Here is a 21,597-nt window from a genome sequence, read left to right on the forward strand (position 1 = left end):
CTTAACAATCTATGACCTAGAATGTCGAGCCAGGAAGTTTTAGAAACTCTAATTCTTCGCGAGTTGAGGTGCGGCCCAAGATGTCATTGCGATAGGGAAAACGGCCGAAACGATCTATGATCTCTTTATGAAGCAGTTCGTACTCAAGGCTGCTCTCAAGACCTGCTTGAGAGAAAAGGCGCACAGCTTCTTCGTGAATAAGTTCTGATTCGCTGTGCATGTATGGCATATAAGCAAAAGTCTTTCCGACTGAAGAGAGGTGCCGATCATCCCCAGACAAAACCATTTCCTGCGCCAAGATCAAAGCTTGAATGTCATTTTCAAACGCTTTTGGGGAATCGCGAAACATATTACGAGAAAACTGATCCAGTAAAATAATTTCGGCCAAGCGTCCCTCCGGCGAATGACGCCAGCGATAGGTTTCTCCAATACGAGCTTTGCTGTGAATTTCGGCAAAGCGCTGACGAATCAATTCATCAAAATGGGGATCCTTTGAAAACCACAGACGGCTATCAATTTCTTCGAACCAAAAATGAAGGATATCTTGGGCGGCGATTTCCATAATTATAGAATGAAATGAAAAATGAATCTCGTCTAGGTACAGTGACGAGACACACATTCATTCATGTGAAATAAAACTAGAGAAGATCTAAAACCTTGGCAATTTCCAAATCAGTATTAAACGCATGAGTGGAAAGGCGAATGCCACCACCACGTCGCGCATAATTAATTTTATTGTTATCTAAAATTTTTGTGACTTTTTCCATTTCGTCACTGTGGGCGGGCAGAAAGTTAATCATCGGCGAAATGGCGTCAAGACCGAATGGATTGAGAAGCTGGTAACCCTTTGCGTTCAATCCTAAACGCAATGTTTGCGCTAAGCGGACAGCTTCAGCTTCAATCACTTCAACGCCGATGTCGTGGATCATTTTGCATGAAGCCCCAAGAGCCGTGATTTCCAGAACTTGCTTTGAGCCTGGCTCAAACTTTGTCGCATCACGTTTCGGTTCACAGGCAAAGTCAGACGGATCGTCACAAGTCCCATAAGTGTAAGCGCCGATCAATCGTGGCTTCATTCGCAACGCAAGATCTTTACGGATTGCAAGATAGCCAACTCCCACAGCGCTGACGAGCCACTTGTGAGATCCGCCAGCAACAGCATCGGCCCCCCATTGCCAAAGTTTACATGGATGAATTCCCAAGCCTTGAGCAATATCGATGAAGACAAGAATGCCACGTTTTTTACATTCTTTGATGAGCGCTTCAACGTCCATGCGTGCGCCTGAGCTAAATTGCACCCAGCTAAAAGCGGCAACTTTTGTTTTTTCATTCAAAGCTTCTAGATACTTTTCGGTCGGAGTTGCCAGATTTTTTTCTGACTTTAAGACCTTGAGTGTCGCACCAGCCTGATCGCAAGCTTCCTTCCAAGGGTAAAGATGACTGGAGTATTCTTGATCCCACATGACGACTTCATCACCGGATTTCAAACCAATACTAAAAGCAAACTGATTGACGGCGCCTGCGGCACTTTGATACCAAGCGATTTCATCCCATTGACAGCCGATTAATGTGGCGAGCGATTGGCGAGACGATAAAACATCTGCCATGTAATCAGCGTCCGTCCAAAAACCCTCTTGATAATAGCGTTCCGCCCAGTATTGGATCTTGTCCCGCGCGACACGGCTGATTGGCGCTAAGCCAGCATTATTTAAATGAATCAAATCCGCACGACGTGCAAATTGCGATTGAAACTCTGCAAGCTTGTTTGAGCTCATCTAAGCACCTAATTCCTTTGTAGCATTGCGAATCACTTGCAAAAGTTCGGTTACATCATCGAAGTGACTTCTGAAACCTAATAAGCAGATGCGAATCACACATTCATTGTTCAAAGTGCAAGCACTTAGGAAGAATTTTTGCGACTTATTGATCAACGTCAAAAGATCGCGGGTTTTTCCGTTGGTCATTTTGAAGTTTACAATAGACAGTTGCGGTTCTGTGACAAGCTGAAGACCTTGGGTGTTGCGAATTTCTTGTGAAAGATATTTTGCAAGTTCCAGTTTTTCTTCCAGGTTCACTTGGAAAGGACCAATACCCAAAGTTTTGATCGGCAACCAGAAGCGAAGGCCACGGAAGTCACGAGAAAGCTCTGGCGAAACATCCGCAAAGTCTAAACGAAGTCCTGCCTCATCTTCTAAACCTGGTGACGGCGGCATGTAGCTTGGTGCGCCTGTATATTGATATGTCATGAGTGATCTATCGCGAATCAATAGGCAGCCAGTACCATAAGGCAAAGATAAAGATTTGTGTGGATCCAAAACGACAGAGTCGGAAAGTTCGAGACCTTTTAAAGGTGCTTTCTTCGCTTCACTTAAAAGGAAGAATCCACCGTAGGCCCCGTCGACATGGAACCACATATTATTTTTCTTCGCCACCGTAGAAAGTGCTGATAGATCATCGATGGCGCCAGTGTTCGTGCTTCCTGCTGTACCGATTACGCAAATCGGTTGCAGACCTTTAGAAAGATCCGCAGCGATCGTCTTTTCAAGCTCTGAAATATTCATTTGGAATTTTTCATTTACAGGAATCAATGCCAAAGCCTCAGAAGGGAAGCCCAGGACACTCAATGACTTTCCGGCGCAATGATGAGCTTGGTTTGAAGCATAGAAACGAGCCTTGCTTAAATCGTAACCTTTTAGTTTAGTTTTGCGAGCAATACTAAGCGCAGATAGAGTTGCAAGGCTTCCACCAGTTGTGAAAATACCAGAGCTTTCTTTTTCAGGATAGCCCACCATATTCAAAACCCAGCGAAGCGCTTCCATCTCTATCGTTACAAGACCCGGAGCTAAACTATAGTGGCCCGTAAATTGATTCAAAGTTTGTGATATTGCTTGAGCCATATTGCTAATCGCATTGCCAGCACCTGCGACATAGGCCATGTAACCAGGATGACCAGGTTGTTGTCCTGTTGGGCCCAGTTCGCCTATGACTGTTTGCAAAAGTTTTTGATAGTCATCAGGTCTTTCCGGGAAATTCTTCACGCTCTGATAAGCCAAACGGAAGTTTTTCGAAATGTCGTTGGTTGCAGGATCTAATGCCGTTCCCATTGGGGGAACTTGTTCGCGCTTAGACTCAAAATTCAAAATCGAGTTTTGAGTCGACGTCCAAAGATCGTTGAAAGTCTTTTCATCAAGCTCCAAAGGCTGCTGAACATTTTTCCACCAGTCCTTTGCCTGCATTTGATCGCGCACATTTTCACGGCGTTGATGAACATAGTTATCAGATTGCTTCAGTTTCGTTGACGCGTTGTCGGCGCTGCCATCCAATGTGGCAGCGATGCGGAAACCCGCGTGTTGGAAGAAATGAGGACGGAAATGGAAACGAGCCCACTTGCTGGCCTCGTGACCACAACTGATAAAGCTTCCTCCAAGAATCATTTGATGTTTGCCGTCAAAGCATGGCGTCGAAAAATCGTCATAAAGCGGATGAACTTTGAAACCATCCAGTGGATTGAATTGATCTTCCGCCCATTGCCAAACATTTCCAAATAGATCTGTCACACCGGTGGCGTTTTCTTTATAGAAGTTCACTGGACTTGCAGAAGAATATTGGAAATTAAAATTAAAATCATATCGGCGCAAAGCTTCCGCAGAGTTTTTATATGAAGCTTGTTGCAAGACGGGATCATTAGCCATCGTTCCACGCAGGCGCACATGTTCTGGCTCAGTGAGCAGGCGATACACTAACGGGCTGCGATCTTTTTCCTGTTTCCATTGCAAATAGGCATGGGCTTCATGGAAGTTCACTTCTGCGGGCCAGCTCCATGGCATATCAATGATATCAAAGATTGTACGAAGTTTATAATCGTGAAGACCTTCCGGGCCGTGAGCTACCCAAAATGTGGGACGTTTGGTGTTACGGAATTTTCTCCACTGCAAACCTTCTTGGCTCCAGTAGTTGTCATCGATGTAAGCAAGACTTGAAACGAATTCATAGAATTCGCCATTGGTAATCAAATGACTTGTGACCTGGAAGTCTTTTACAGTTTTTGTACGCGAACCATACTCATTATCCCAGCCATAAGAAGGCGCAGATGATTTTTTTCCGTACTCGACATTGCCTCCAGAAACTTTCACCCACTCATTCACTGGAAAATCTTTTCCAGCAGTGGGCTTTGTTGGTGTCTGTTGGTGTGCTGACGGATGCAGGGGCGCCCAATATTTCGGTGTCTCTACAAGCTCGAGCGGCAACTCGCGAATAAGAACGCTGGAAGTTTCAAAGTGAATCTTCTCGTGCTCAAAGCCCATGAACAAAGACCAAAGCGGATGTGACGGTCCCAGGTTGCGCTGTGGAGTTGGCTCCAGGTCTGGATGAGTTTTGATAATGTTTACGACATGGTCATAGATTTTTTTACGATAATCGTGAACGGCTTGCACTGAAGGCCACTGCATCTCATTTTTCGACATGTCATCCCAGCTCATCTCATCGACGCCGGTTTCAAGAATTTTTTCCAAGTACAAATCCACCGGTGCAGAGAACAAACCAGCTAAGCGCATCTTGTTGTAATAAAGAACCGCAGGATGGCCGTAATAGAACATCAACGGATGACGAAGCTCATGATAAGGAGGACGGATGTACGTGGATTCACTTTTCAACGATGCAAAAAGAAGCTCTGTCAAAGTCCAAGTGTTATTGAAATAATCAAGCACATCTTGTCGAGTGCAGATTTCCAAATTCAAAAGCGGCAGGCACTGAAGATATTGTTTTTCGGTGTTAAAGCCCGGGCATTGCTCTGGAGCTAAACCTGTCCACCAACTTTTACCGAAGGCGGCTTGAACTTCGTTCTTCGCACTGCGATTGACCTGTGGAATCGAGAGGTTTGGATTTCTCTGAAGAGACACGGTATAAGACATTCTTTACTCCATGCAAATAGACATAAATTAGGATATAGTTTCTGAAGGATTTCGACAATCATTGACACTCCGTTTGTCATAAATGGGGAGGCGGGTCTAAAATGAAGTTCATGCATCATTGGCACAAGCTTAGAAAAGGAATTCATCGTCGAGGCTTGCACATTGTCGCCATCTTTGAAGCCGTTAAAGGCACTCTGGCTTTGGCCGCGAGCTTGGGTCTTCTTCACTATATTCATCATGATTTACAAAAGCTTGGTGAACATCTAGTCCTGCACTTCGGAATGAATCCACACGGTAAGTACTCCGAAGCTCTTATGAAACTCCTCAGTGGGATCACTGATCATGAAATCATTGTCTTGTCTCTTCTTGCGCTGTTGTATTCGACGATTCGCTTCTTAGAGGCCTACGGGTTGTGGAAAGAAAAGACGTGGGGACAATGGCTAGCGATTATTTCTGGAGGCCTTTATTTACCCTTCGAGTTAATTGCCATTTACAATCACTTCACATGGACCAAGGTGATGGTGACCTTCTTTAATATTTTGCTTCTGATTTATTTAATCTGGGTCAAATTTAGCGACGAGAGAGCTGAATCAGATAAATCTTCAGATCCAGGGTCTGTGCTGCCGACACACTGATGAATTTGAGCTTCTCAACGCGTAAGCATTCACCCTCATTGACAGTATGACCTTCCGTACAAAAAGAACCTTGGGCACAAAAAATAAAATGCACGTCATGATTCAGGTAAAGCTCGAGACTTTGTCCTGCCAGGGTCGAAGCGTAAGTCATTTCAGCTTGAATGAAATCACGATGAAAAATGACGCCAAGATCTAAAACTTCCCCGTCAATCAAATCGCCTTGGATAAACTCTTCGCCAGAAAAACGAACAACATTCGAAGGAGTCAAATTTTTTCCGTTCAGACGAAGACCACAACCTTGCCACACGGCGAGTAAACGATCGTAACCAGGAAATTTTGAAAACGGATTGCTCGTGCGAACAGTTGCAGAGCTAACGCGCCATAAAAAGTCATCCTTTGGGAAAGTGCTTCCCAAAGGATTTATTTCAATCTGCGTTGTGGTGCCCAGACCATTTTTCCAAGGCATCACGGCATAGTCAGTGTTTGTCAGAACTTTTAACATGATGGGATCAGTCTATCAGTTATCCAAATGTAAAGGCAAAAGCTTCGACTCCGGGATCCAAAAACTCGATTTCAAAAGTGTGGTCTTGAATCAGCTTGCCGTCACTTTGTCGAATTAACTGGTAAAGACGATTTTCACTCACAACGCCTTCGCCTTGCTCATTGGTATCTGTACCATGATCTTTGCCAGGGGCATGTCCATCGATGGTCACTTTAAATTTCACTGAAGAGCCGGCGGCCTTAGGCCCCAAAACTAAATGCAGGTCGCGGGCATGAAACCTGTAAGTGATTTTGCCATGGGCCTTTATCAAAGTCGCTTTCTCGTCACCGATAAGCCATTGGCCTGACAGTGACCACTGATTGAGCTCGAGATTTTTTACCGGCTTATAATTTTCTGCACGATCGGCCTTGATGATCGGATTCAAAATCAAGTTCTGTGACCTTGCATATCCCACATAAGTTTCCGGAGATCTCATGTCACTGAACTGGGCTGCCGCTTGGACTCCCGACGCTTGTACGGAAGTCTTCATCGGAGCTTTTGACGAGCTACCTTCATTCAAAAGTTCTTGAATTACTTTTTCAGATTCTGCATAGCCACCTTCACCGAAATGGTGATGACGAATTTTGCCGTTGCGATCTAAAAAGTAATGTGCTGGCCAATAGCGATTTTCAAAAGTGTTCCAAATTTCGTAATCATTGTCCATGGCAACCGGATAAGTGACGCCAAGGTCTTGCAATGCTTTCGCTACATTTGTCGGATCTTTTTCGAATGCAAATTCTGGTGTGTGTACACCGATGACAACCAATCCCTGATCTTTGTATTTTTCAGCCCATGATTTTACATAAGGAAGTGTGCGCAAACAATTGATACAAGAATAGGTCCAAAAATCGACAAGGACGACTTTGCCTTTTAAAGACTCAAAAGACAAAGCAGGGGAGTTGAACCACTTTGTGGCCCCGGCAAGACTTGGCACAAGTCCTTTCATCTCGTCGTCAGAAAGTGTGGCAGATGCAGATCCGCTTTGATGATCTGTGAATTTATCGATCAAACGACTTTCCCAGTCCTCTGTTTGCACTTTTGAAACTTGGGTCAGCACCGTGCGATCTAAATTCAAACCGATCGCAAGAACACCGACAAGAACAGCGACGCCTAAGCAAGCTTTAATCAAACGCTCGGCCTTCAATGATTTTTTCAAAGTGCCTAGGAATTTTCCGCCGGCCACCAGAGCCAACGTCAAAGATGTCGCCGCACCCAATGCATAGGCCAGCAAAAACCAAATCGCTTTTTCCGGAGTGCCTTGAGTCGCAGCTCCCGTTAGAATCAAACCTAAAATTGGTCCCGCACAAGGAGCCCACAATAGTCCCGTCGCAATACCTAATAAAAGAGAACGAGGGAAGCTTTGTGCCTGATTTCCGCCGGAACTTAATTTTGAACCCAAGCGAGTGAAGGGTTCAAAGAAGCGCTCGAAAATTTGCGGAAAGATCAACGACAAACCAAACACGGTCAGCAAAATCATTGCAAACCAGCGGCCCCATTGATTGGCCTGTGTCACCCAAGCCCCACCGATAACGGCTAAGCTCGAAAACACGGCAAAGGTTAAGGCCATCCCTAGTAAAAGCGGCAAACCACTTTTACGGAAAGGCTGATCCGCCTTCGCGAATACGAAAGGGATCACGGGTAAGATGCAGGGGCTTAAGATCGTTAAAACCCCACCGATGTAAGACAAAAGAAAGAGCACCATAAAAAAACCTCAACTATTTCTTTTTAAACAAAGGCAGATATTCGCCGTAACCTTCTGCTTCCAATTTATTGACAGGAATGAAACGCAAAGAGGCCGAATTCATACAATAACGTTGGCCCGTTGGTCCCGGCCCGTCGTCAAACACATGTCCTAAGTGAGAGTCGGCATAACGACTGCGTACTTCAGTTCTTTCGACGAACAAAGATTTATCCGATTTTGTTTTCACTGCTTTCGCATCAAGAGGCTTTGTGAAGCTGGGCCAACCAGTTCCAGAGTCGTATTTATCTTTAGAACTAAAGAGCGGCTCGCCTGAAACGACATCGACATAGATGCCTTCTTCGTGATTATTCCAGTACTCGTTATGAAATGGGGCTTCCGTACCTTCTTTTTGAGTCACGTCATACTGAAGGTTGGTGAGTTGCTTTTTGAGCTCGCCTTGAGATGGTTTGTGATATCCGGTGAAGTCCTTTGCGAACCCTTGGCTGCACATGGCCATGGCGACAAGCGGCAATATTCCTTTAGATTTCATAGAAACCTCCCTACTTGAACATTCTGAAGACTCATTCGCTGTATCTTTTAAAAGGTTACAGTTGAATTTTGCTATCTCATAGTTAGACTTTCGAAGGGGCCTTAATTTGAGAAAAATTAAGATGTAACTTTTTTTGAAGGTTCAACGAATGAAGGAATTGAAGGGAAATCTTGTTCAAGACCGCGACGAGCAAGAGCTGTCAAAGCTCATGGTCGCTGCGCAAAGGGGAGACTCTTTGAGTTACAGTCGGCTGTTGAATAGGGTTCGCGACATATTAACCAAATATATTCGCAATTCCTTTCGACGTATTCGCATCCATGGAGACGAAGCCGTGGAAGATGTTCTTCAGGAGGTGCTCTTGGCCATCCATCAAAAAAGGGAAACCTACAATCCCGAACAATTTTTCCTTCCCTGGATGTATGCTATTGCCCGCTACAAGGCCATTGATTATCTACGCAGATCGAAGGTAAGTCTGCGCAGTACTGTTTCGTTAGATGATGAGATGGAAAACGTCGAAGCCTTGATGAGTCTTGAATCTGACAATCATCTCGACACAGAAGCTTTAATTTCTCAACTTCCTGAGAAACAAAAAGAAGTCTTACAGCTTGTAAAGATCGAAGGTCTTTCCATGGAAGAAGCTGCTAAAAAAACTGGCTACTCGGTGAGCGACGTGAAGGTCACTGTTCATCGTGCGATCAAAAGCCTGCAAGAAAAAGTGAAGGAGGCACCTCGTGAGAACCGATGATTTGATCTCTCAGTTGTCTTCAAATTTAAAGCCGGTGACTCCGTGGAAAGCTCCTTGGAAGATGGCTTTGCGATATTTTATCTATGGTCTTGTTATCATCGCGGCTCTTTTGATGCTGACGGGACATCGTTATGATTTAAGTTCTGAGCTTTCGGACCGTCATTTTTGGATGGGCCTTATCATGTGGTTCGTCTTTTTCGGTGTTGGCCTGCAATTGGTTTTCACTTTGGCGGTACCAGGTCGAAAAGTTTCGAAGACTCTGACTGGCTTGTGTTCGCTCGTCGCTCTTGGAATTTTGGCGTGGCATGTTCATGGCGTCATGGGAATGACGGAAGAGGGATGGAATCGTGGTGCTGACAGCCACGGAATTGCTTGTTCTATCGTCACATTGATGGCCTCCCTTATTTCGGGATTTCTTATTGCAAAGCAAGTTCGCAGGGGGGCAAGTTCGCGACCGGTTCTTTCCAGTCTTGTCGTGGGACTTTCAAGTTTAGCAGTGGGTGGGGCTTTGATCTCTTTAAGTTGCGGAGATACGAACGGTGCTCATATCATGATTTGGCATTTTCTTGTGCCGCTTGTAATTGTCGGAGGACTAGCAGCTTTCCTGATTCGAAAGCTGCTAAACTGGTAATAACGATTTACTTCACTTGAGTGCAAAGAAGCGCTTCGTAAACAACAGGAGCGTTTGGATTCGCTTGCGTCGCTAATGTTCCTGGAAATTGACCATCTTTTGGAGCCACCGTGAAGTTCACACTCAAACGAACACCGGGAGCTTCATAGGCAATCGGAGCACCGGCACGGTCAGAAACAACTTTTTTAGCTACAAGAGTTTCAGTTTGAACCCCAACAAATGTAGAGCGAGAAACTTGGATTTGAGGAATGCCGCTAAGGCCGCCTTCAAGGACTCGGACTGTCGTGGAATTGTCGTCGTAAGGATGAGCAGATTGGCAAAGGATGCGAGTCATATAGATGTCGGCACCTGGCCATGCGAAAGCTGAAGCGGAAACGAAGGTCGTTAAAGCAAGGATAAGGCTTTTCATATGTATCTCCTAAAATGATTAAAAATCAATTGGGAGATAGTCTTAATTCAAAGGCCCTGAAACGCCAAATTTCCTCTGTGTAAGAGAGGCGTTTTTAACTTGTTTTCACTCTTTTGGTCATTTTGGAACCGGTTGCCCTTGGCTGTCCCGGAACACCTCGTCCTATCGGCCCTTTGAGAGGGCCAACTCCCTTTCGAGAGTTGGCGAGGATTTCATACCTTGGGATCGGGAACTATTGGCAAGTGATTGTCGCGTAAGTGCTTGCTGAAGAGTACAAAGTCAAACCAGAGCAGTTCAAAGTTGTACCTGAAGAAGCGTAAGAGATAATCGCTGCGTTACTTCCCAAGTTTCTAGCGTATACAGAACTAGAGCTAGAGCAGTTGATCGTGCCAAGGCTATAACCGTTGCTGTAGTAGTAAGTACCGTTACAACCAACAGATGAGCTTGTGCAATATGAAGTGCTTACATAAGTTCCAGTTGAAGTTTGGTAGCAAAGACCATTTACATAAGTATATCCAGAGTTTGTAGTCGTTGCGTAGCAAGTACCGCCAGATGATGTATAGGAAGTCGCGCCGTAGCTTGTGCAAAGCGATGTAGAAGATTGCTGTACGCCGTTTACGTAGCAGATACCGTTAATAAGTTGATAGCCGGATGTGCCACCTACAGTACAATAATTTGCAGATACTGCATATGTACCAACAGTACTTGTGCTGCTGCCGCCACCTGAGTTAGAACAGTTTGCTAACATGATGGTCATTGAAGCCAATGCCACCGCTTTCATTACTTTTAAAAGACTCGTTTTCATATAAAATCCTCTCTCTAAGGTTCGTTTTAGATTCATGTCTCACATATACACATACTCAAGAGATGTGCCATGGGTTCCACATGCTAGCTCGAATTAAAGAGGGGTTGGCATGGGGATAGTTTGTATCAAAATAAAAAGAGCCGTAAATTGGAAGACACCCGTTACGAACTGTAGAACTTTTTATCCATACTGTTTCAACACTTGTCATTTAGAGTGAGGTCCATTGGAGACATAGTGTATGGCAAAACTATTTTATGATGAGATTCCTACGGTACAGTCGGTAACAGCTTCAATGGCAAAAGAGTCAGCGAATGCTCAGGCACAGGACGTCTATCTTCACTTATTAATGAGAAAGATCACGACTGACTTCGAAACGTTGCTTGAAGAGTTCTTCAATCAATATGGAATCACCACAAGCCGCTTCGTAATTCTGAATATGCTCTATCATACTGAAGAGGGTATGACTCCAACTGAGACAGCTAAGAAAGTCGGCGTCACAAATGCCACGATCTCTGCCATACTTTCTGGGCTTAAAGATGCCGGCCTTATTCAGTCAGTTCAGAACGCTGGCGACAGCCGTTCTTACCGCGTAAAACTATCTGAGCAGGGACTCGAACTTCTTAAGAAGATCTATCCTGTCTACCATGAGAACGTAAACAAAGTATGGTCTCATTTTGATTCACAAGAGAAGACTCAGATTGGAAACTTGATGACTCGTTTTAGTCAAGTTATGGGTGTGATTGGTACTAAGTTCTAGTACTGTTTAGCTAAAATATTCCGATATTTATATAGCTATGAAGCAATATCGGAATGGTGTGATCGTCGCAGTTGTATTGTTAGCAGGTTTCTTGTTGTGGAAAGGCCTGCATAAGGGGTCTTCTCGTAAAGGTGAAGGCCTTGCTGCAACTTCGTCAGCTTCTTCGTCCAAATCAAAAACAACTGTGATGGCCTCTGAGTCTCCGGAAACGGAAGGCTCTGCCAATCCTTCGCCCGGCAATAGACCTGCGAACGGCGCCGACTACTTTCCGCAAGATAGCATTCACGCAAAATTTCATCTGTCACGTCTCAAAGTTCGCCGTGACGAAACTCCATTCCCAATGAGCAATAACGATCTTCGTCCCTCCACATTGTGGGAAAAGAACGATTGGAAAGTGTGGAAGGGGGTCTCTGCGATCCCTTCAAAAAACTTCAAAGGGGACGAGGGCACACGACTTGGTGAGATCGGTCACTATGTTGTGGTACAGACTGGCGCGAATCAAGACGAGCATAATTTTTCGACGAGTTCCCCATTGGCGGTTTTTAACCCCAATGCAAATCGTCCCGGTCTTGTGACAGGAACCTTTAAGGTTGTTCTCGATGATGTTCAGGATTTTCAAAGTCTGGTCTTAGATTACGACTTGAGAATCGTTTCTGCGGTTCCCGCTGCGAAAATTTATTACGTCACTTCGAATAAAGAGCCCTTCGACTTGCAGGCCACTCTCGATACTCTTAAAAAAGATCCACGCGTTGCTCGTGCTGAGCTTGAGATTGTGAGCACATCGCATGTCACTCAATAGAAAGACCAAGGCCATTGCAGCGCTTTTTGCTATTGCTTCGGTCGTTGCCGTCGCATTTACGAATTGCGCGGATCAAGGATTTCAAGTTTCAAGTTCTGATGGCGGGGATCCGCTTTTGGATTTAGCCTGGCATTTGAACAATACGGGGCAAAAGGTTTTCGCTTCCTCGTCCGGGACAGCGGGGATGGATTTGAATTTGCAAAAAACTTGGGCCGCAGGAGTTTACGGCAAAGGGGTGAAGATTCAAATTTCTGACACAGGCTTTGAAGACACTCACGAAGATCTTCAAGATAATTTTCTGTATGATGGAACTTCAAAAGACTATACGTTGTATTACCCATACACTTCGAATACAGCGCCTCCAAAATCGAGTTCAGATGTTCATGGAACTTCTGTTGCTGGATTAGCGGCGGCAGTGGGGTGGAATGGAAGGGGATCTCGCGGAGTGGCTCCAAAGGCCTCGATAGTCAGTTCTAATGTTATTTCGGCTTCAGTTTCTCCGACTTATAGTATGCTGGGAGACTCAGCGAGCAGTGACTTTGATATTTCGAACATGAGTTGGGGCAGTACGCAAAATTACGTGTCTCGCAACTCTGATAACACCGATTACGAAACAATTTTATTTCAACAAGTTGTCCTAGGTCGAAATGGCAAAGGTAAGATTTTTGTCAAGGCTGCGGGAAATGATTATCAAGTTGATTGCTATCAAGCCTCCGGCACAACATGCATAGGGAATTCTAATTTTGACCAGGATAACGTCAACCCCTATCAAATCGTCGTGGCGGCTTTGACTGCAAACGGATGGTCGGCAAGTTACTCTTCCGGTGGATCGAATCTTTGGATTTCTTCTTTTGGCGGAATGTATGGATATGACAGCCCCGCCATGATCACGACAGATCGCATGGGCTGCAGTTATGGCGAAGCGACCAGTTCGTCGACAAGCACCCTTTCGTTCGATAAGGGCGGAAGTGGGAATACTGGCTGTAATTATACGGCTTCATTTAATGGAACTTCTTCCGCTTCCCCTACTTTGACTGGTGTCGTGGCACTGATGTTGGAAGCCAATCCCGATCTTACATGGCGTGATGTGAAATACATTCTAGCAAAGACCGCTCGGCAAACGAACTCTCCTGCAGCAATCACAAGTCATCCTCTTAACAAAACGTTACCGACGGGGCTTGTTTGGGAACAAGCTTATGTGACAAATGCGGCAGGTTTTAAGTTTCACAACTGGTATGGGTTTGGAACGGTGGATGCCGATTCGGCTGTGACCTTAGCGAAATCGTACACTTCAACGTTGGGAACATATTCAGATACGACTTGGTATTCAAGCGGGACACTTAATACAACCATTCCAAATTATTCGGCGGCGGGTGTGACAAGTACGATTTCAGTCACGAACAATATGAAGATCGAAGCCGTGCGAATCAAACTTGCGGTCAGTCATCCAGCCATTTCAGAGTTGCAGATCGAACTGACTTCACCGTCAGGTACGAAGAGTATTATTATCAATGGTCAGAATGCTCTGACAAATCAATCGACTTATGATGGAAATGAGATCTTCTTAAGTAACGCCTTCTTCCAAGAAAGCTCTTATGGTACTTGGACTTTGAAGGTCATCGATACATCGACCAATTCAGGAACGGGGACATTGACTAACTGGAGCATCAACATCGCTGGTGGTTCGTGAGGCCCGGACTTCTAAGTAATAGGATAAAATAAAAGGCGAAGCTGGCTGGCTTCGCCTTTTGTTCTTTTCCCGAGGTCATCGTGATTAGAAAGATTGTGAATACGAAGTTCCGCAGCGGTTCGTTGCATAAACAGCGAGACTTAAAGATGCCCAGTTGCTTGGCCAAGCCGAAGTATTTACGCAGTCCACTGTCCCATAGCTTGTTCCCGAGCTGTCAGTGAATGTGCAGGTCAGTGTTGCGATGCCTGCACCATTATCGAAGATGCTCAAGGCAGAGGTTACTGCTGCTGTGCGAGTGAATGCGAAAGAAGGAACATAGCTGCTTCGAACGGAACACATTTCAGAGACTGCATCGCTAGAGTAAGCCGTGCCAGCGCTTGAAGGGCCTAGGCGAATCCAGACACCATTTCCATCAAGATAAGTGGCTGTGCTCCAGTTGTAGAAGTAAATATGCAGGTCTTTCGTTGTTGTTAAGTCACTACGAACAGTGAGTGATACGTAAAGATAACCATTGCTTTCGACAGGAAGGCCAATGTGAGCATCAAGAGCATTGCCGTCATTATAGACATACCATTCATAACTTGTGGAATCAGACATCCCCGAAGGCTTAGCAATTTTCAAAGTGACACTTTGACCTGCAACCAAGAAAATCGGTGAAGATGTCGACGGGTAGGCTACAGCACTGACAGTTGATGTTGTGACGTCTGTTGAAGAGCTAGATGAGCTTTGACCTTGTGAACAGTTTTGAAAGCTTAGCACAGTCACAATCAAGCCTACGACCACGGCGGCAGGTCCTAAAACCTTCTTATTTAATTTCATCGGATCGTCCCCTTTTTCCCCTATGAACAAGTCTGGATGCGAATTATTCAAAGAGTATGGAAACTTGTCGGAAGGCCAGCAAAAGTCTTTAATCGAAATGAGTCACTGTCTCGCTATGAAACACAAATCCAAATAAGGAGATTCAAAGAGGAAATAAAAAAAGGGAGCTCGAAAGCTCCCCAGTTAAATATATTGAAGGTCATTGTGTGGCTTAAAACCTAGCGGCCGGTTGCATTGACTGTTGTTCCAACTAAAGATCCGTAAGAAGTGTAACCACTGGAAACCAAGCTTCCATAATTGGTGTAACCCGAGTTGATCAAAGTTCCAGTGCTTGTGCCACCGATATAGCCTGTTGAAACAGAGCCGTATCCGTATTGAATGGCCTGCATACGCTCCATCAAAGTGTACATCTCATTTTGTAGAGATGAATAAGACTGATAGCGCTGCATTTGCTGCTGTTGATATTGCTGGTAGTATTGCATCTGCAATTGCAAAGCTTGTTGTTGATACTGCAACATTGAAGAGCTTCCAATTGTGGATCCCAGGATCGTTCCAGTTCCCATCATCATACCTGAATTTAAAATGCCCCCCATGCCCATCATGTTACCTGAACCCATCATTGAGCCGTAGCCCATCATATTCCCCATCATCATACCGCCATTGATGATGCCACCCATTCCCATCATGGCGCCGTAACCTGACATGTTACCGTAGCCCATCATATTCCCCATCATCGTACCGCTATTGATGATGCCGCCCATTCCCATCATGGCACCGTAGCCTGACATGTTACCCATCATTGAGCCCATCATGTTGCCGTAGCCCATCATCGAGCCGTAACCCATCATGGATCCCATCATCATACCCATGCCGCCGTACATTCCCATACCACCCGAAGCATTCATACCGTTCATGCCCCAGGGTCCCATGCCTGCGGTGAAGAGACCGCCGCCCATGGTGTTCATGCCCATCATACCCATTGGATAACCGAAGGCACCGCCAACACCGCTACTGCCACCGCCACAACCGAAAGAGCCTTGGCCCGTGCCGCCGCCCAAAGCGCCGTAAAGACCTTGTGCAAAGAAGGGCATCCCATAGCTCCAGCTAGGGTAGGATTGTGTTGGCCAACCTAAGTTCGCATTGGCTTCAGTGATTTCTTTTTGTTGTCTATATCCAAGATAAGTTGCAAGAAGACCTGTTCCGACGTTTGCTGCAACGTTGGCCCAGTCTGTTTGAGGTTTTTGATAAGTATAACCATTGCCCGACATTGCACACGTAGCACAAATGCCACCTTCTGTATCGGATTTGTTGCCATCGGCGATGGCTTGAGCCGCATCTTCTTTCGCATCTTTAAGACGGTCTTTTTCAGATTGAATTTGTTTATCAAGGGCCGCGATTTCGTGAGTTAGCTTATCACGTTGAAGTTTCTCTTTACGATAATCAGACAAAGCCTTCTTACAGTCTTCAGTTGTATAAGCACCTTTGTCTTCATTACGGAACTTCGCCACAGAGCACACCACACCTGATACGGCACCTGATTTGCTTTTATCGCAGACTTTACCCCACTCATCAGCAGTGAAGGGCTGTGTTTCTTCGGTGCCTGGAGACTGAACTGCTGTGCCACCTTCGTCACCAGACGCGATAGTATCACCCTGCTGACCAACACCTTTATATTCAGCACAGGCACGTCCTGCATCCATATGATCGATGACGAAGTCAGCATAATCGGAAGACAAAACTCCGTTGATTGTTTTTTTAGAGTCACGCATGTCCCGAGATTCTAAACGACTTTTTTCGGTCTTTTTTTGTTTCTGTTGTTTCTGAAGTTCTTGAATGGATTGCTGAATTTCTTTTGTTTCATCGTCCTGGCTTTGAGCGCCAGCACCAGCTGTTCTTTGATAAGAGCAGCCCTGTGTCCCGCCATACATTCCAGTTCCCCACATGGAAACGGACTGTGCAAGTGCGGGGATAGAGCCAAGGGTCACGAGCGAGATTAAAATTTTGCTGAGCATACTTCCTGCCTTTGATTCCTAAATCGTAGCGAGGAAATATTTAAAACTTGTGGATCTAGACCCGTTAAACGACGGGTAAGATGAGAGAGACTTTACTTCCTAAAACTTCGTCTTGCTTCAAGATATTTTCTGCGTGTAACTCACCAGAATGGAGTTGAACGATTTCCCGCATGATCACAGATCCGATTCCGACCGAGATTCTTTTGTTATCACTGTCTCCAGATAAGACACGGCTGGCTTTTTTATAGCCGAATTCCTTAAGTGCTCGTTCTGAGAAGCCGGGACCATCATCTAGAATGTTAATTTGAATATGTTCACTCGATTTCGTAAGCTCTAAGCGGATCTTCGATTTTGCGAAGGAAGACGAGTTTTCAAAAGCATTGCGAAGCATACGGTCGATCAGTTTCGTTGATCCAATTAAATGAGTTTGCCCCTCGTTGAGATTTGAAGCCACATCAAACTGAATATGTGGATAACGAGTTTTAAAGACGTGCACTTGTTCATAAACGCGCTCTAGAATATCAATGTCTTCTGATCCTAGGGAGTATTTAGGCTCAGTGATTTGCGCGAGGAATAAAAGATCCTCGACAAGATTTCCAAAGTATTCAACTTCGGTGAAACACAAAGAGACCACTTCATGGCGCTTTTCTTCTGATAACTTTCTGTCAGAATGTTTCAGTGTCTCGAGGAATGTTTTCAAAGAAGCTAAGGGCGTTCTTAAGTCGTGAGCCAAATCTTGCAAAAGTTGACGGCGCGCAAAGTCCGCTTTTTTCATATTTTCGACCATGCGCTCGATGTCGTCGGCCATAATATTGAAAGCTTGAACAAGGGGGCCGAGATCTTCAAATTTTTTTGCGGGCATGCGAGCAGATAAGTTTCCTTGGCGCATGACTTGAAGAACTTCCAAAGCCTCTTCTGCTCTTTGACGGTATTTAGAGAATTGCAAAATCAGGGCGATCGCAACTGAAATCAAGGTACAGCACGCAAGACTTCCCAGAGTAATCCACATCAGGTTGGGGTTTTTGGGGCCGCGAAGACCGTGAAACTCTGTGACGAAAAACCAGTCTGGATTCTTTGTTGCAAAAATGTCGATGTGTCGTGCACCTGGAGTATTGTCCCCAGTGAAACGCAATGAGGTACCGCTACGCAGATCATTCAGTTGTTCTTGAGAAAGCGGATGGTCCAAGATTTTCTGATGTTCTTTGATGCTGATACCTTCGTTGTTCACCAGGAAGAAAGCTATCGGATCTGTCTGGCCGGAGGCGGCTCTCATTTTTTCAAGAGCTTTTTCGGGATCTGGATCCAACTCAGAAAATATATGGTTAAAGAAGAAGTTCGGACGAATCACCATTTGGCTGCGTTCGTATTTGGAATACAAATATGTCGAAGCGAAGCCAATTGCCATAAATACCAAAATGATAGAGGCAAAAGTAAAATAGTTTCTTCTAAATAAAGGTTTGATAATCATGACGTCTTCTCGAGGCGATAGCCTTGGCCATACACGGACGTGATCTTGATATTCGATACGCCATGTTTCTGTAATCGCGTGCGAATATGACTGATGTGCGAGTCTACCGTGCGGTCGAAGATTTCTTCACCCGCAGAGAAAGCAGAAATCAATTGCTCGCGAGAGATAATTGTTTCCGGTTGAGCAAAGAACACACTTAAAATTTCAAACTCGCGGCGATTGAGGTTGATAAAAGATGTGCCGGTTTTTAAGATCTGCTGGTTTTTTACCAAAGTCAGACCTGCAAAACGAATTAATTCCAGGGATGGTTTATTTTCAGAAAGTTGGTTCTTCACCCGAGCCAAAAGTTCTTTGTGTCCGAAGGGCTTGCGAATGTAATCGTTCGCTCCTTCGGTAAAACCTTGAACGACACTGTCTTCATCTGTGCGTGCAGTCAGGAATATAATGGGAGTTTGCACCGATTCTTGGCGTAGCCATTTGCAAAACCCAAAGCCGTCACCATCTGGCAAATTCACATCAAGAAGGAAAAGATCCACTCCAGAGCTTTGCGAATAAACGCGTCGAGCCTCTTGAATCGACTGAGCCCATAAAACACCATAGTTTTCGAGCTCCAGTTGAAGTTGAATAGCCTTGCCTAGAATTGGATCGTCTTCGAGTAAAAATATTTGCGCCATAACAATAAACTACCAGTTTAATAGAGGTTCTTAACTGAGATTTTCGAGTCTAAGTATGGCGTAACTGTGGAGTCTAGGCAAAAGTCTTGTTATGAGACAAATCAAAAAGCCGCTGCCAAAGGCAACGGCTTGGTGGCTTTTACGGCCTGAATTGGGTTCAAAACTATGGAGCTGGGCTTGGAGACGGTGATGGCTGAGGTTGTGGAGGCAGGCTCGCACAAATTTGTCTCAATTTCTGTTCTTTCTTCATTTTTGCCCAAGCCATTGCGCACTCCAAGGCAGGTTGTCTTTGTTCTGGTTTGAGGATGTCGTAGAAGATTGTCGTTGTTAATGAGCCGACAGCATCACCCAAATTTCCCATTGCGGTTTTCGCGGCAGCCAGTGAAGCGTTGGCATCGTCTTTAGTTGAAGAAGTATTCAATAAAGTGTGACGAACATCTAGCATTGCATTTTTAACTTCCGCCTCTAGCGTATTTTTTTGTTTTGCGAAGTTATAGTAAGCCTCTTTCAAAGAATTTTTCTGAGTGTCGTCCAAGTTCAAAGTGCTGCAAGCAGATGGCGTTTGAAGTGGGTTGAACAACGTGCCTTCAGAAAAGGCCAACGTCATTTGATCTTGCTCTTGTGGATCCGCTGCGGTCGCGTGTGATGGTGCTGCGAAAGCCGGAAGAGCTAATGCTGCTGTGGTTAGAATGCTGCATACATAGAATTTCATTTTCAATCCTCCTGAGATTGGTTGGTCTCAGGCGATTTTGAAAACAGAGGATGTTGAAGTGAAGAAGTAAAAATGAAATGTGTTGAAAGTGCGGATAATTGGGTGAGTTAATTTGCGAATTCTCAAAATTGTTTTTTTCTTAGTTCCATCATCTTTACAAAATCCATACAAAATAGTTGGAAAGGCATTGAATGAAATGAAAGCCCTCTTTTGAGGGCTTTCGTTTCAGGCCTAAAATTAAGATCTGTGGCTGCGGATCATCCACGCTGCTTTTTCGTGGAAGGTGATCAGATCTTCATAAAGAGTCACAGCATTGATTTCACCAGCTTCTTCTGCCTCTTCCAAACGAGCTTTGAAAGCCGTCGCAACAGCAGTATGGTCTTGAGTCAGCATTTCAATCATTTGGTTCGCATTCAATTTTTCTGATGGTGGCTCTTGAATCGAAGACAATGTCTTAAATTCAGTAAAGCTTCCCGGAGCGCGTGATTTCATTGCGCGCAATGTTTCTGCGGCAGAGTCAACGAATTCAGAAATTTCGCCATATTGTTCTTCAAAAAGTTTGTGAAGAGAGAAGAACAAAGGACCTTCTACATTCCAGTGGAAGTTTTGCGTTTTTATTTGAAGAGTGTATTCTTCGGCCAATGTTTTTTTAAGAGATTCAATTACGTTGTTGTTGCTCATATGATTCCTCCTGAAGGTACAAAATAATCATAGAGCAACTGGGTGTCGAAAAACAGTCTTCTTTTTCTATGGGCCTCATAGAGAAAATCTATAGGGCGTTAGGTCAAGGGACTGATGGCTTTCTGGTGAGACGTTTTCTTTAAAGAGATCTCTTCCGGAAGACTTTCTTGAATCTCTGATGTCAAAGCCTTTAAAAGCGCTTTCCGCTGAAAATGGGGGCCGTGCAGGAGACTTACTTCCCGCGTCGGAATAGGATTGTTGAACATTTTTAGACGTTTCTTGTCCTTCACATCCTGAGACGCCAGGTAAGGCAAAAGAGTGAATCCCGTACCCTGATCCACTAGTTTTTTTAGAGTCTCAAGACTGCCACTTTCAAATGAGAAATTTTTTCCTTCAACAGATTGAGATTTCTTACGACATAATGACAAACTTTGTTCGCGGAAGCAGTGGCCCTCATTTAAAAGAAGAACATCACCTTGTGAAAGATCTTTTTCATCCACCGTTTTTTTATCAGATAGCGGATGAGTTTTTGAGAAGTACACCAAGAATGGTTCGTAAAAAAGAGGATGGACCGCGATATTGACATCATCAATAGGACTCACCGCCAATCCCAAATCCAAAGAATTATTGCGAATCTTTTCTAGCAGAGCTTGTGTCTCAAGTTCTTCAATACGAATTTGGATACGAGGATGATCCGTCAAAAATTTCTTTAAGAATAAAGGCAGAAGGTAAGGGGCTAGAGTGGGAATAATTCCCAAGCGTACTTCGCCAGTCAATTCACCTTTATTTTCATTTATAAGTTCTTTTAAGTGAGCAGCATCTTGTATGACAAGGCGGGCTTGCTTCAGAACGATCAAACCCGTGGAGGTAGGGCGTACGGGCTGTTTGGTACGATCAAAAAGAACAACACCCAAATCATCTTCAAGTTTTTGAATTTGCATGCTCAATGTGGGCTGCGTGACGTGGCATTGTTGAGCGGCCTGGCTAAAGCTGCCTGTGTCTGCGACTGCGAGGATGTATTCAAGTTGGGTGAGTGTCATAATACAATCTTGCAGTGGCCCCAAATACCTTGCAAGCT

Annotated in this window: 21 protein-coding genes; 6 read left to right on the forward strand and 15 right to left on the reverse strand. The window is 44.8% G+C overall.

Features of this window, described 5'->3' with window-relative positions; translation table 11 throughout:
* Positions 1-16: 16 nt before the first annotated feature.
* The 3 genes from VF412_RS03395 to ovoA all read right to left on the reverse strand — a co-directional run bounded on the left by VF412_RS03395 (position 17) and on the right by ovoA (position 4,910).
* On the reverse strand, positions 17-562 hold the full coding sequence (locus VF412_RS03395; protein WP_331337796.1) for a DUF924 family protein: 546 nt from the start codon (positions 560-562) through the stop codon (positions 17-19).
* 76 nt (positions 563-638) lie between these two features.
* A complete protein-coding gene (locus VF412_RS03400; protein ID WP_331337797.1) occupies positions 639-1,775 on the reverse strand; it encodes an aminotransferase class V-fold PLP-dependent enzyme in 1,137 nt (378 codons plus the stop codon).
* Positions 1,776-4,910, reverse strand: a complete 3,135-nt coding sequence (gene ovoA / locus VF412_RS03405) for a 5-histidylcysteine sulfoxide synthase (RefSeq protein WP_331337798.1) — start codon at positions 4,908-4,910, stop codon at positions 1,776-1,778. It abuts the gene before it with no gap.
* A 101-nt stretch (positions 4,911-5,011) separates the two neighbouring features.
* On the opposite strand from ovoA, the gene VF412_RS03410 reads away from it, so the two are divergent.
* Positions 5,012-5,545, forward strand: a complete 534-nt coding sequence (locus VF412_RS03410; protein WP_331337799.1) for a DUF2127 domain-containing protein — start codon at positions 5,012-5,014, stop codon at positions 5,543-5,545.
* Here the strand turns inward: VF412_RS03410 and VF412_RS03415 are convergent.
* From VF412_RS03415 to msrB, 3 genes are read right to left on the reverse strand one after another with little or no spacing between them, the layout of a single operon-like run.
* Entirely contained in the window at positions 5,481-6,047 is a 567-nt protein-coding gene (locus VF412_RS03415; RefSeq protein WP_331337800.1) for a HutD family protein, read from the reverse strand. The two genes, VF412_RS03410 and VF412_RS03415, sit on opposite strands and share 65 nt — an antisense overlap.
* 19 nt (positions 6,048-6,066) lie before the next feature.
* Positions 6,067-7,788, reverse strand: coding sequence for a cytochrome c biogenesis protein DipZ (locus tag VF412_RS03420; RefSeq protein WP_331337801.1), 1,722 nt, complete (start codon positions 7,786-7,788; stop codon positions 6,067-6,069).
* A 13-nt stretch (positions 7,789-7,801) separates the two neighbouring features.
* Positions 7,802-8,284: a peptide-methionine (R)-S-oxide reductase MsrB gene (msrB, locus tag VF412_RS03425; protein WP_349258992.1), complete on the reverse strand. Its 483-nt coding sequence runs from the start codon at positions 8,282-8,284 to the stop codon at positions 7,802-7,804.
* A gap of 181 nt (positions 8,285-8,465) precedes the next feature.
* Between msrB and VF412_RS03430 the strand changes: the two genes are divergently transcribed.
* The gene (locus VF412_RS03430) at positions 8,466-9,062 is read left to right on the forward strand and encodes a sigma-70 family RNA polymerase sigma factor (RefSeq protein WP_331337803.1); all 597 of its coding nucleotides are present in this window, start codon (positions 8,466-8,468) and stop codon (positions 9,060-9,062) included.
* On the forward strand, positions 9,049-9,693 hold the full coding sequence (locus VF412_RS03435) for an NrsF family protein (RefSeq protein WP_331337804.1): 645 nt from the start codon (positions 9,049-9,051) through the stop codon (positions 9,691-9,693). The genes VF412_RS03430 and VF412_RS03435 overlap by 14 nt, the downstream gene beginning before the upstream one ends.
* Before the next feature lie 7 nt (positions 9,694-9,700).
* Here the strand turns inward: VF412_RS03435 and VF412_RS03440 are convergent, their stop codons facing one another.
* Together VF412_RS03440 and VF412_RS03445 are read right to left on the reverse strand one after the other, a co-directional pair.
* Positions 9,701-10,102 carry a hypothetical protein gene (locus VF412_RS03440; protein WP_331337805.1) on the reverse strand — a complete coding sequence of 134 codons (402 nt, stop codon included), beginning with the start codon at positions 10,100-10,102 and terminating at the stop codon, positions 9,701-9,703.
* 232 nt (positions 10,103-10,334) lie between these two features.
* Entirely contained in the window at positions 10,335-10,907 is a 573-nt protein-coding gene (locus tag VF412_RS03445; RefSeq protein ID WP_331337806.1) for a hypothetical protein, read from the reverse strand.
* Positions 10,908-11,145: 238 nt separating this feature from the next.
* On the opposite strand from VF412_RS03445, the gene VF412_RS03450 reads away from it, so the two are divergent.
* From VF412_RS03450 to VF412_RS03460, 3 genes are read left to right on the forward strand one after another with little or no spacing between them, the layout of a single operon-like run.
* Complete coding sequence (locus VF412_RS03450) at positions 11,146-11,664, forward strand: MarR family transcriptional regulator (RefSeq protein WP_331337807.1); 519 nt, start codon at positions 11,146-11,148, stop codon at positions 11,662-11,664.
* Positions 11,665-11,701: 37 nt separating this feature from the next.
* Positions 11,702-12,463: a hypothetical protein gene (locus tag VF412_RS03455; protein ID WP_331337808.1), complete on the forward strand. Its 762-nt coding sequence runs from the start codon at positions 11,702-11,704 to the stop codon at positions 12,461-12,463.
* Positions 12,450-14,153 (forward strand): S8 family serine peptidase, encoded by a 1,704-nt coding sequence (locus tag VF412_RS03460; RefSeq protein ID WP_331337809.1) that lies wholly within the window; start codon positions 12,450-12,452, stop codon positions 14,151-14,153. Before VF412_RS03455 ends, VF412_RS03460 begins: the two co-directional genes overlap by 14 nt.
* An 84-nt stretch (positions 14,154-14,237) precedes the next feature.
* On the opposite strand, the gene VF412_RS03465 is transcribed toward VF412_RS03460, so the two are convergent.
* The 7 genes from VF412_RS03465 to VF412_RS03495 all read right to left on the reverse strand — a co-directional run bounded on the left by VF412_RS03465 (position 14,238) and on the right by VF412_RS03495 (position 21,559).
* On the reverse strand, positions 14,238-14,972 hold the full coding sequence (locus VF412_RS03465; protein ID WP_331337810.1) for a hypothetical protein: 735 nt from the start codon (positions 14,970-14,972) through the stop codon (positions 14,238-14,240).
* 218 nt (positions 14,973-15,190) lie between these two features.
* Entirely contained in the window at positions 15,191-16,984 is a 1,794-nt protein-coding gene (locus tag VF412_RS03470) for a hypothetical protein (RefSeq protein WP_331337811.1), read from the reverse strand.
* 64 nt (positions 16,985-17,048) lie between these two features.
* Positions 17,049-18,452: a HAMP domain-containing sensor histidine kinase gene (locus tag VF412_RS03475; protein ID WP_331337812.1), complete on the reverse strand. Its 1,404-nt coding sequence runs from the start codon at positions 18,450-18,452 to the stop codon at positions 17,049-17,051.
* Positions 18,449-19,126, reverse strand: a complete 678-nt coding sequence (locus VF412_RS03480) for a response regulator transcription factor (protein ID WP_331337813.1) — start codon at positions 19,124-19,126, stop codon at positions 18,449-18,451. The genes VF412_RS03475 and VF412_RS03480 overlap by 4 nt, the downstream gene beginning before the upstream one ends.
* Positions 19,127-19,289: 163 nt before the next feature.
* On the reverse strand, positions 19,290-19,838 hold the full coding sequence (locus tag VF412_RS03485; protein WP_331337814.1) for a hypothetical protein: 549 nt from the start codon (positions 19,836-19,838) through the stop codon (positions 19,290-19,292).
* Between the two features lie 237 nt (positions 19,839-20,075).
* Entirely contained in the window at positions 20,076-20,519 is a 444-nt protein-coding gene (locus tag VF412_RS03490) for a DNA starvation/stationary phase protection protein (RefSeq protein WP_331337815.1), read from the reverse strand.
* 98 nt (positions 20,520-20,617) lie between these two features.
* Positions 20,618-21,559 carry a hydrogen peroxide-inducible genes activator gene (locus tag VF412_RS03495; RefSeq protein ID WP_331337816.1) on the reverse strand — a complete coding sequence of 314 codons (942 nt, stop codon included), beginning with the start codon at positions 21,557-21,559 and terminating at the stop codon, positions 20,618-20,620.
* Positions 21,560-21,597: the final 38 nt, after the last annotated feature.

Origin of the sequence: Bdellovibrio sp. (assembly GCF_036384735.1) — a bacterium.
Taxonomy (GTDB): domain Bacteria; phylum Bdellovibrionota; class Bdellovibrionia; order Bdellovibrionales; family Bdellovibrionaceae; genus Bdellovibrio.

Bases quoted from the DNA above. Each gene is read 5' to 3' on its own strand.
- VF412_RS03395 (WP_331337796.1), bottom strand. From the start codon at position 562: ATGGAAATCGCCGCCCAAGATATCCTTCATTTTTGGTTCGAAGAAATT.
- VF412_RS03400 (WP_331337797.1), bottom strand. From the start codon at position 1,775: ATGAGCTCAAACAAGCTTGCAGAGTTTCAATCGCAATTTGCACGTCGT.
- ovoA (WP_331337798.1), bottom strand. From the start codon at position 4,910: ATGTCTTATACCGTGTCTCTTCAGAGAAATCCAAACCTCTCGATTCCA.
- VF412_RS03410 (WP_331337799.1), top strand. From the start codon at position 5,012: ATGAAGTTCATGCATCATTGGCACAAGCTTAGAAAAGGAATTCATCGT.
- VF412_RS03415 (WP_331337800.1), bottom strand. From the start codon at position 6,047: ATGTTAAAAGTTCTGACAAACACTGACTATGCCGTGATGCCTTGGAAA.
- VF412_RS03420 (WP_331337801.1), bottom strand. From the start codon at position 7,788: ATGGTGCTCTTTCTTTTGTCTTACATCGGTGGGGTTTTAACGATCTTA.
- msrB (WP_349258992.1), bottom strand. From the start codon at position 8,284: ATGGCCATGTGCAGCCAAGGGTTCGCAAAGGACTTCACCGGATATCAC.
- VF412_RS03430 (WP_331337803.1), top strand. From the start codon at position 8,466: ATGAAGGAATTGAAGGGAAATCTTGTTCAAGACCGCGACGAGCAAGAG.
- VF412_RS03440 (WP_331337805.1), bottom strand. From the start codon at position 10,102: ATGAAAAGCCTTATCCTTGCTTTAACGACCTTCGTTTCCGCTTCAGCT.
- VF412_RS03445 (WP_331337806.1), bottom strand. From the start codon at position 10,907: ATGAAAACGAGTCTTTTAAAAGTAATGAAAGCGGTGGCATTGGCTTCA.
- VF412_RS03450 (WP_331337807.1), top strand. From the start codon at position 11,146: ATGGCAAAACTATTTTATGATGAGATTCCTACGGTACAGTCGGTAACA.
- VF412_RS03455 (WP_331337808.1), top strand. From the start codon at position 11,702: ATGAAGCAATATCGGAATGGTGTGATCGTCGCAGTTGTATTGTTAGCA.
- VF412_RS03460 (WP_331337809.1), top strand. From the start codon at position 12,450: ATGTCACTCAATAGAAAGACCAAGGCCATTGCAGCGCTTTTTGCTATT.
- VF412_RS03465 (WP_331337810.1), bottom strand. From the start codon at position 14,972: ATGAAATTAAATAAGAAGGTTTTAGGACCTGCCGCCGTGGTCGTAGGC.
- VF412_RS03470 (WP_331337811.1), bottom strand. From the start codon at position 16,984: ATGCTCAGCAAAATTTTAATCTCGCTCGTGACCCTTGGCTCTATCCCC.
- VF412_RS03475 (WP_331337812.1), bottom strand. From the start codon at position 18,452: ATGATTATCAAACCTTTATTTAGAAGAAACTATTTTACTTTTGCCTCT.
- VF412_RS03480 (WP_331337813.1), bottom strand. From the start codon at position 19,126: ATGGCGCAAATATTTTTACTCGAAGACGATCCAATTCTAGGCAAGGCT.
- VF412_RS03485 (WP_331337814.1), bottom strand. From the start codon at position 19,838: ATGAAATTCTATGTATGCAGCATTCTAACCACAGCAGCATTAGCTCTT.
- VF412_RS03490 (WP_331337815.1), bottom strand. From the start codon at position 20,519: ATGAGCAACAACAACGTAATTGAATCTCTTAAAAAAACATTGGCCGAA.
- VF412_RS03495 (WP_331337816.1), bottom strand. From the start codon at position 21,559: ATGACACTCACCCAACTTGAATACATCCTCGCAGTCGCAGACACAGGC.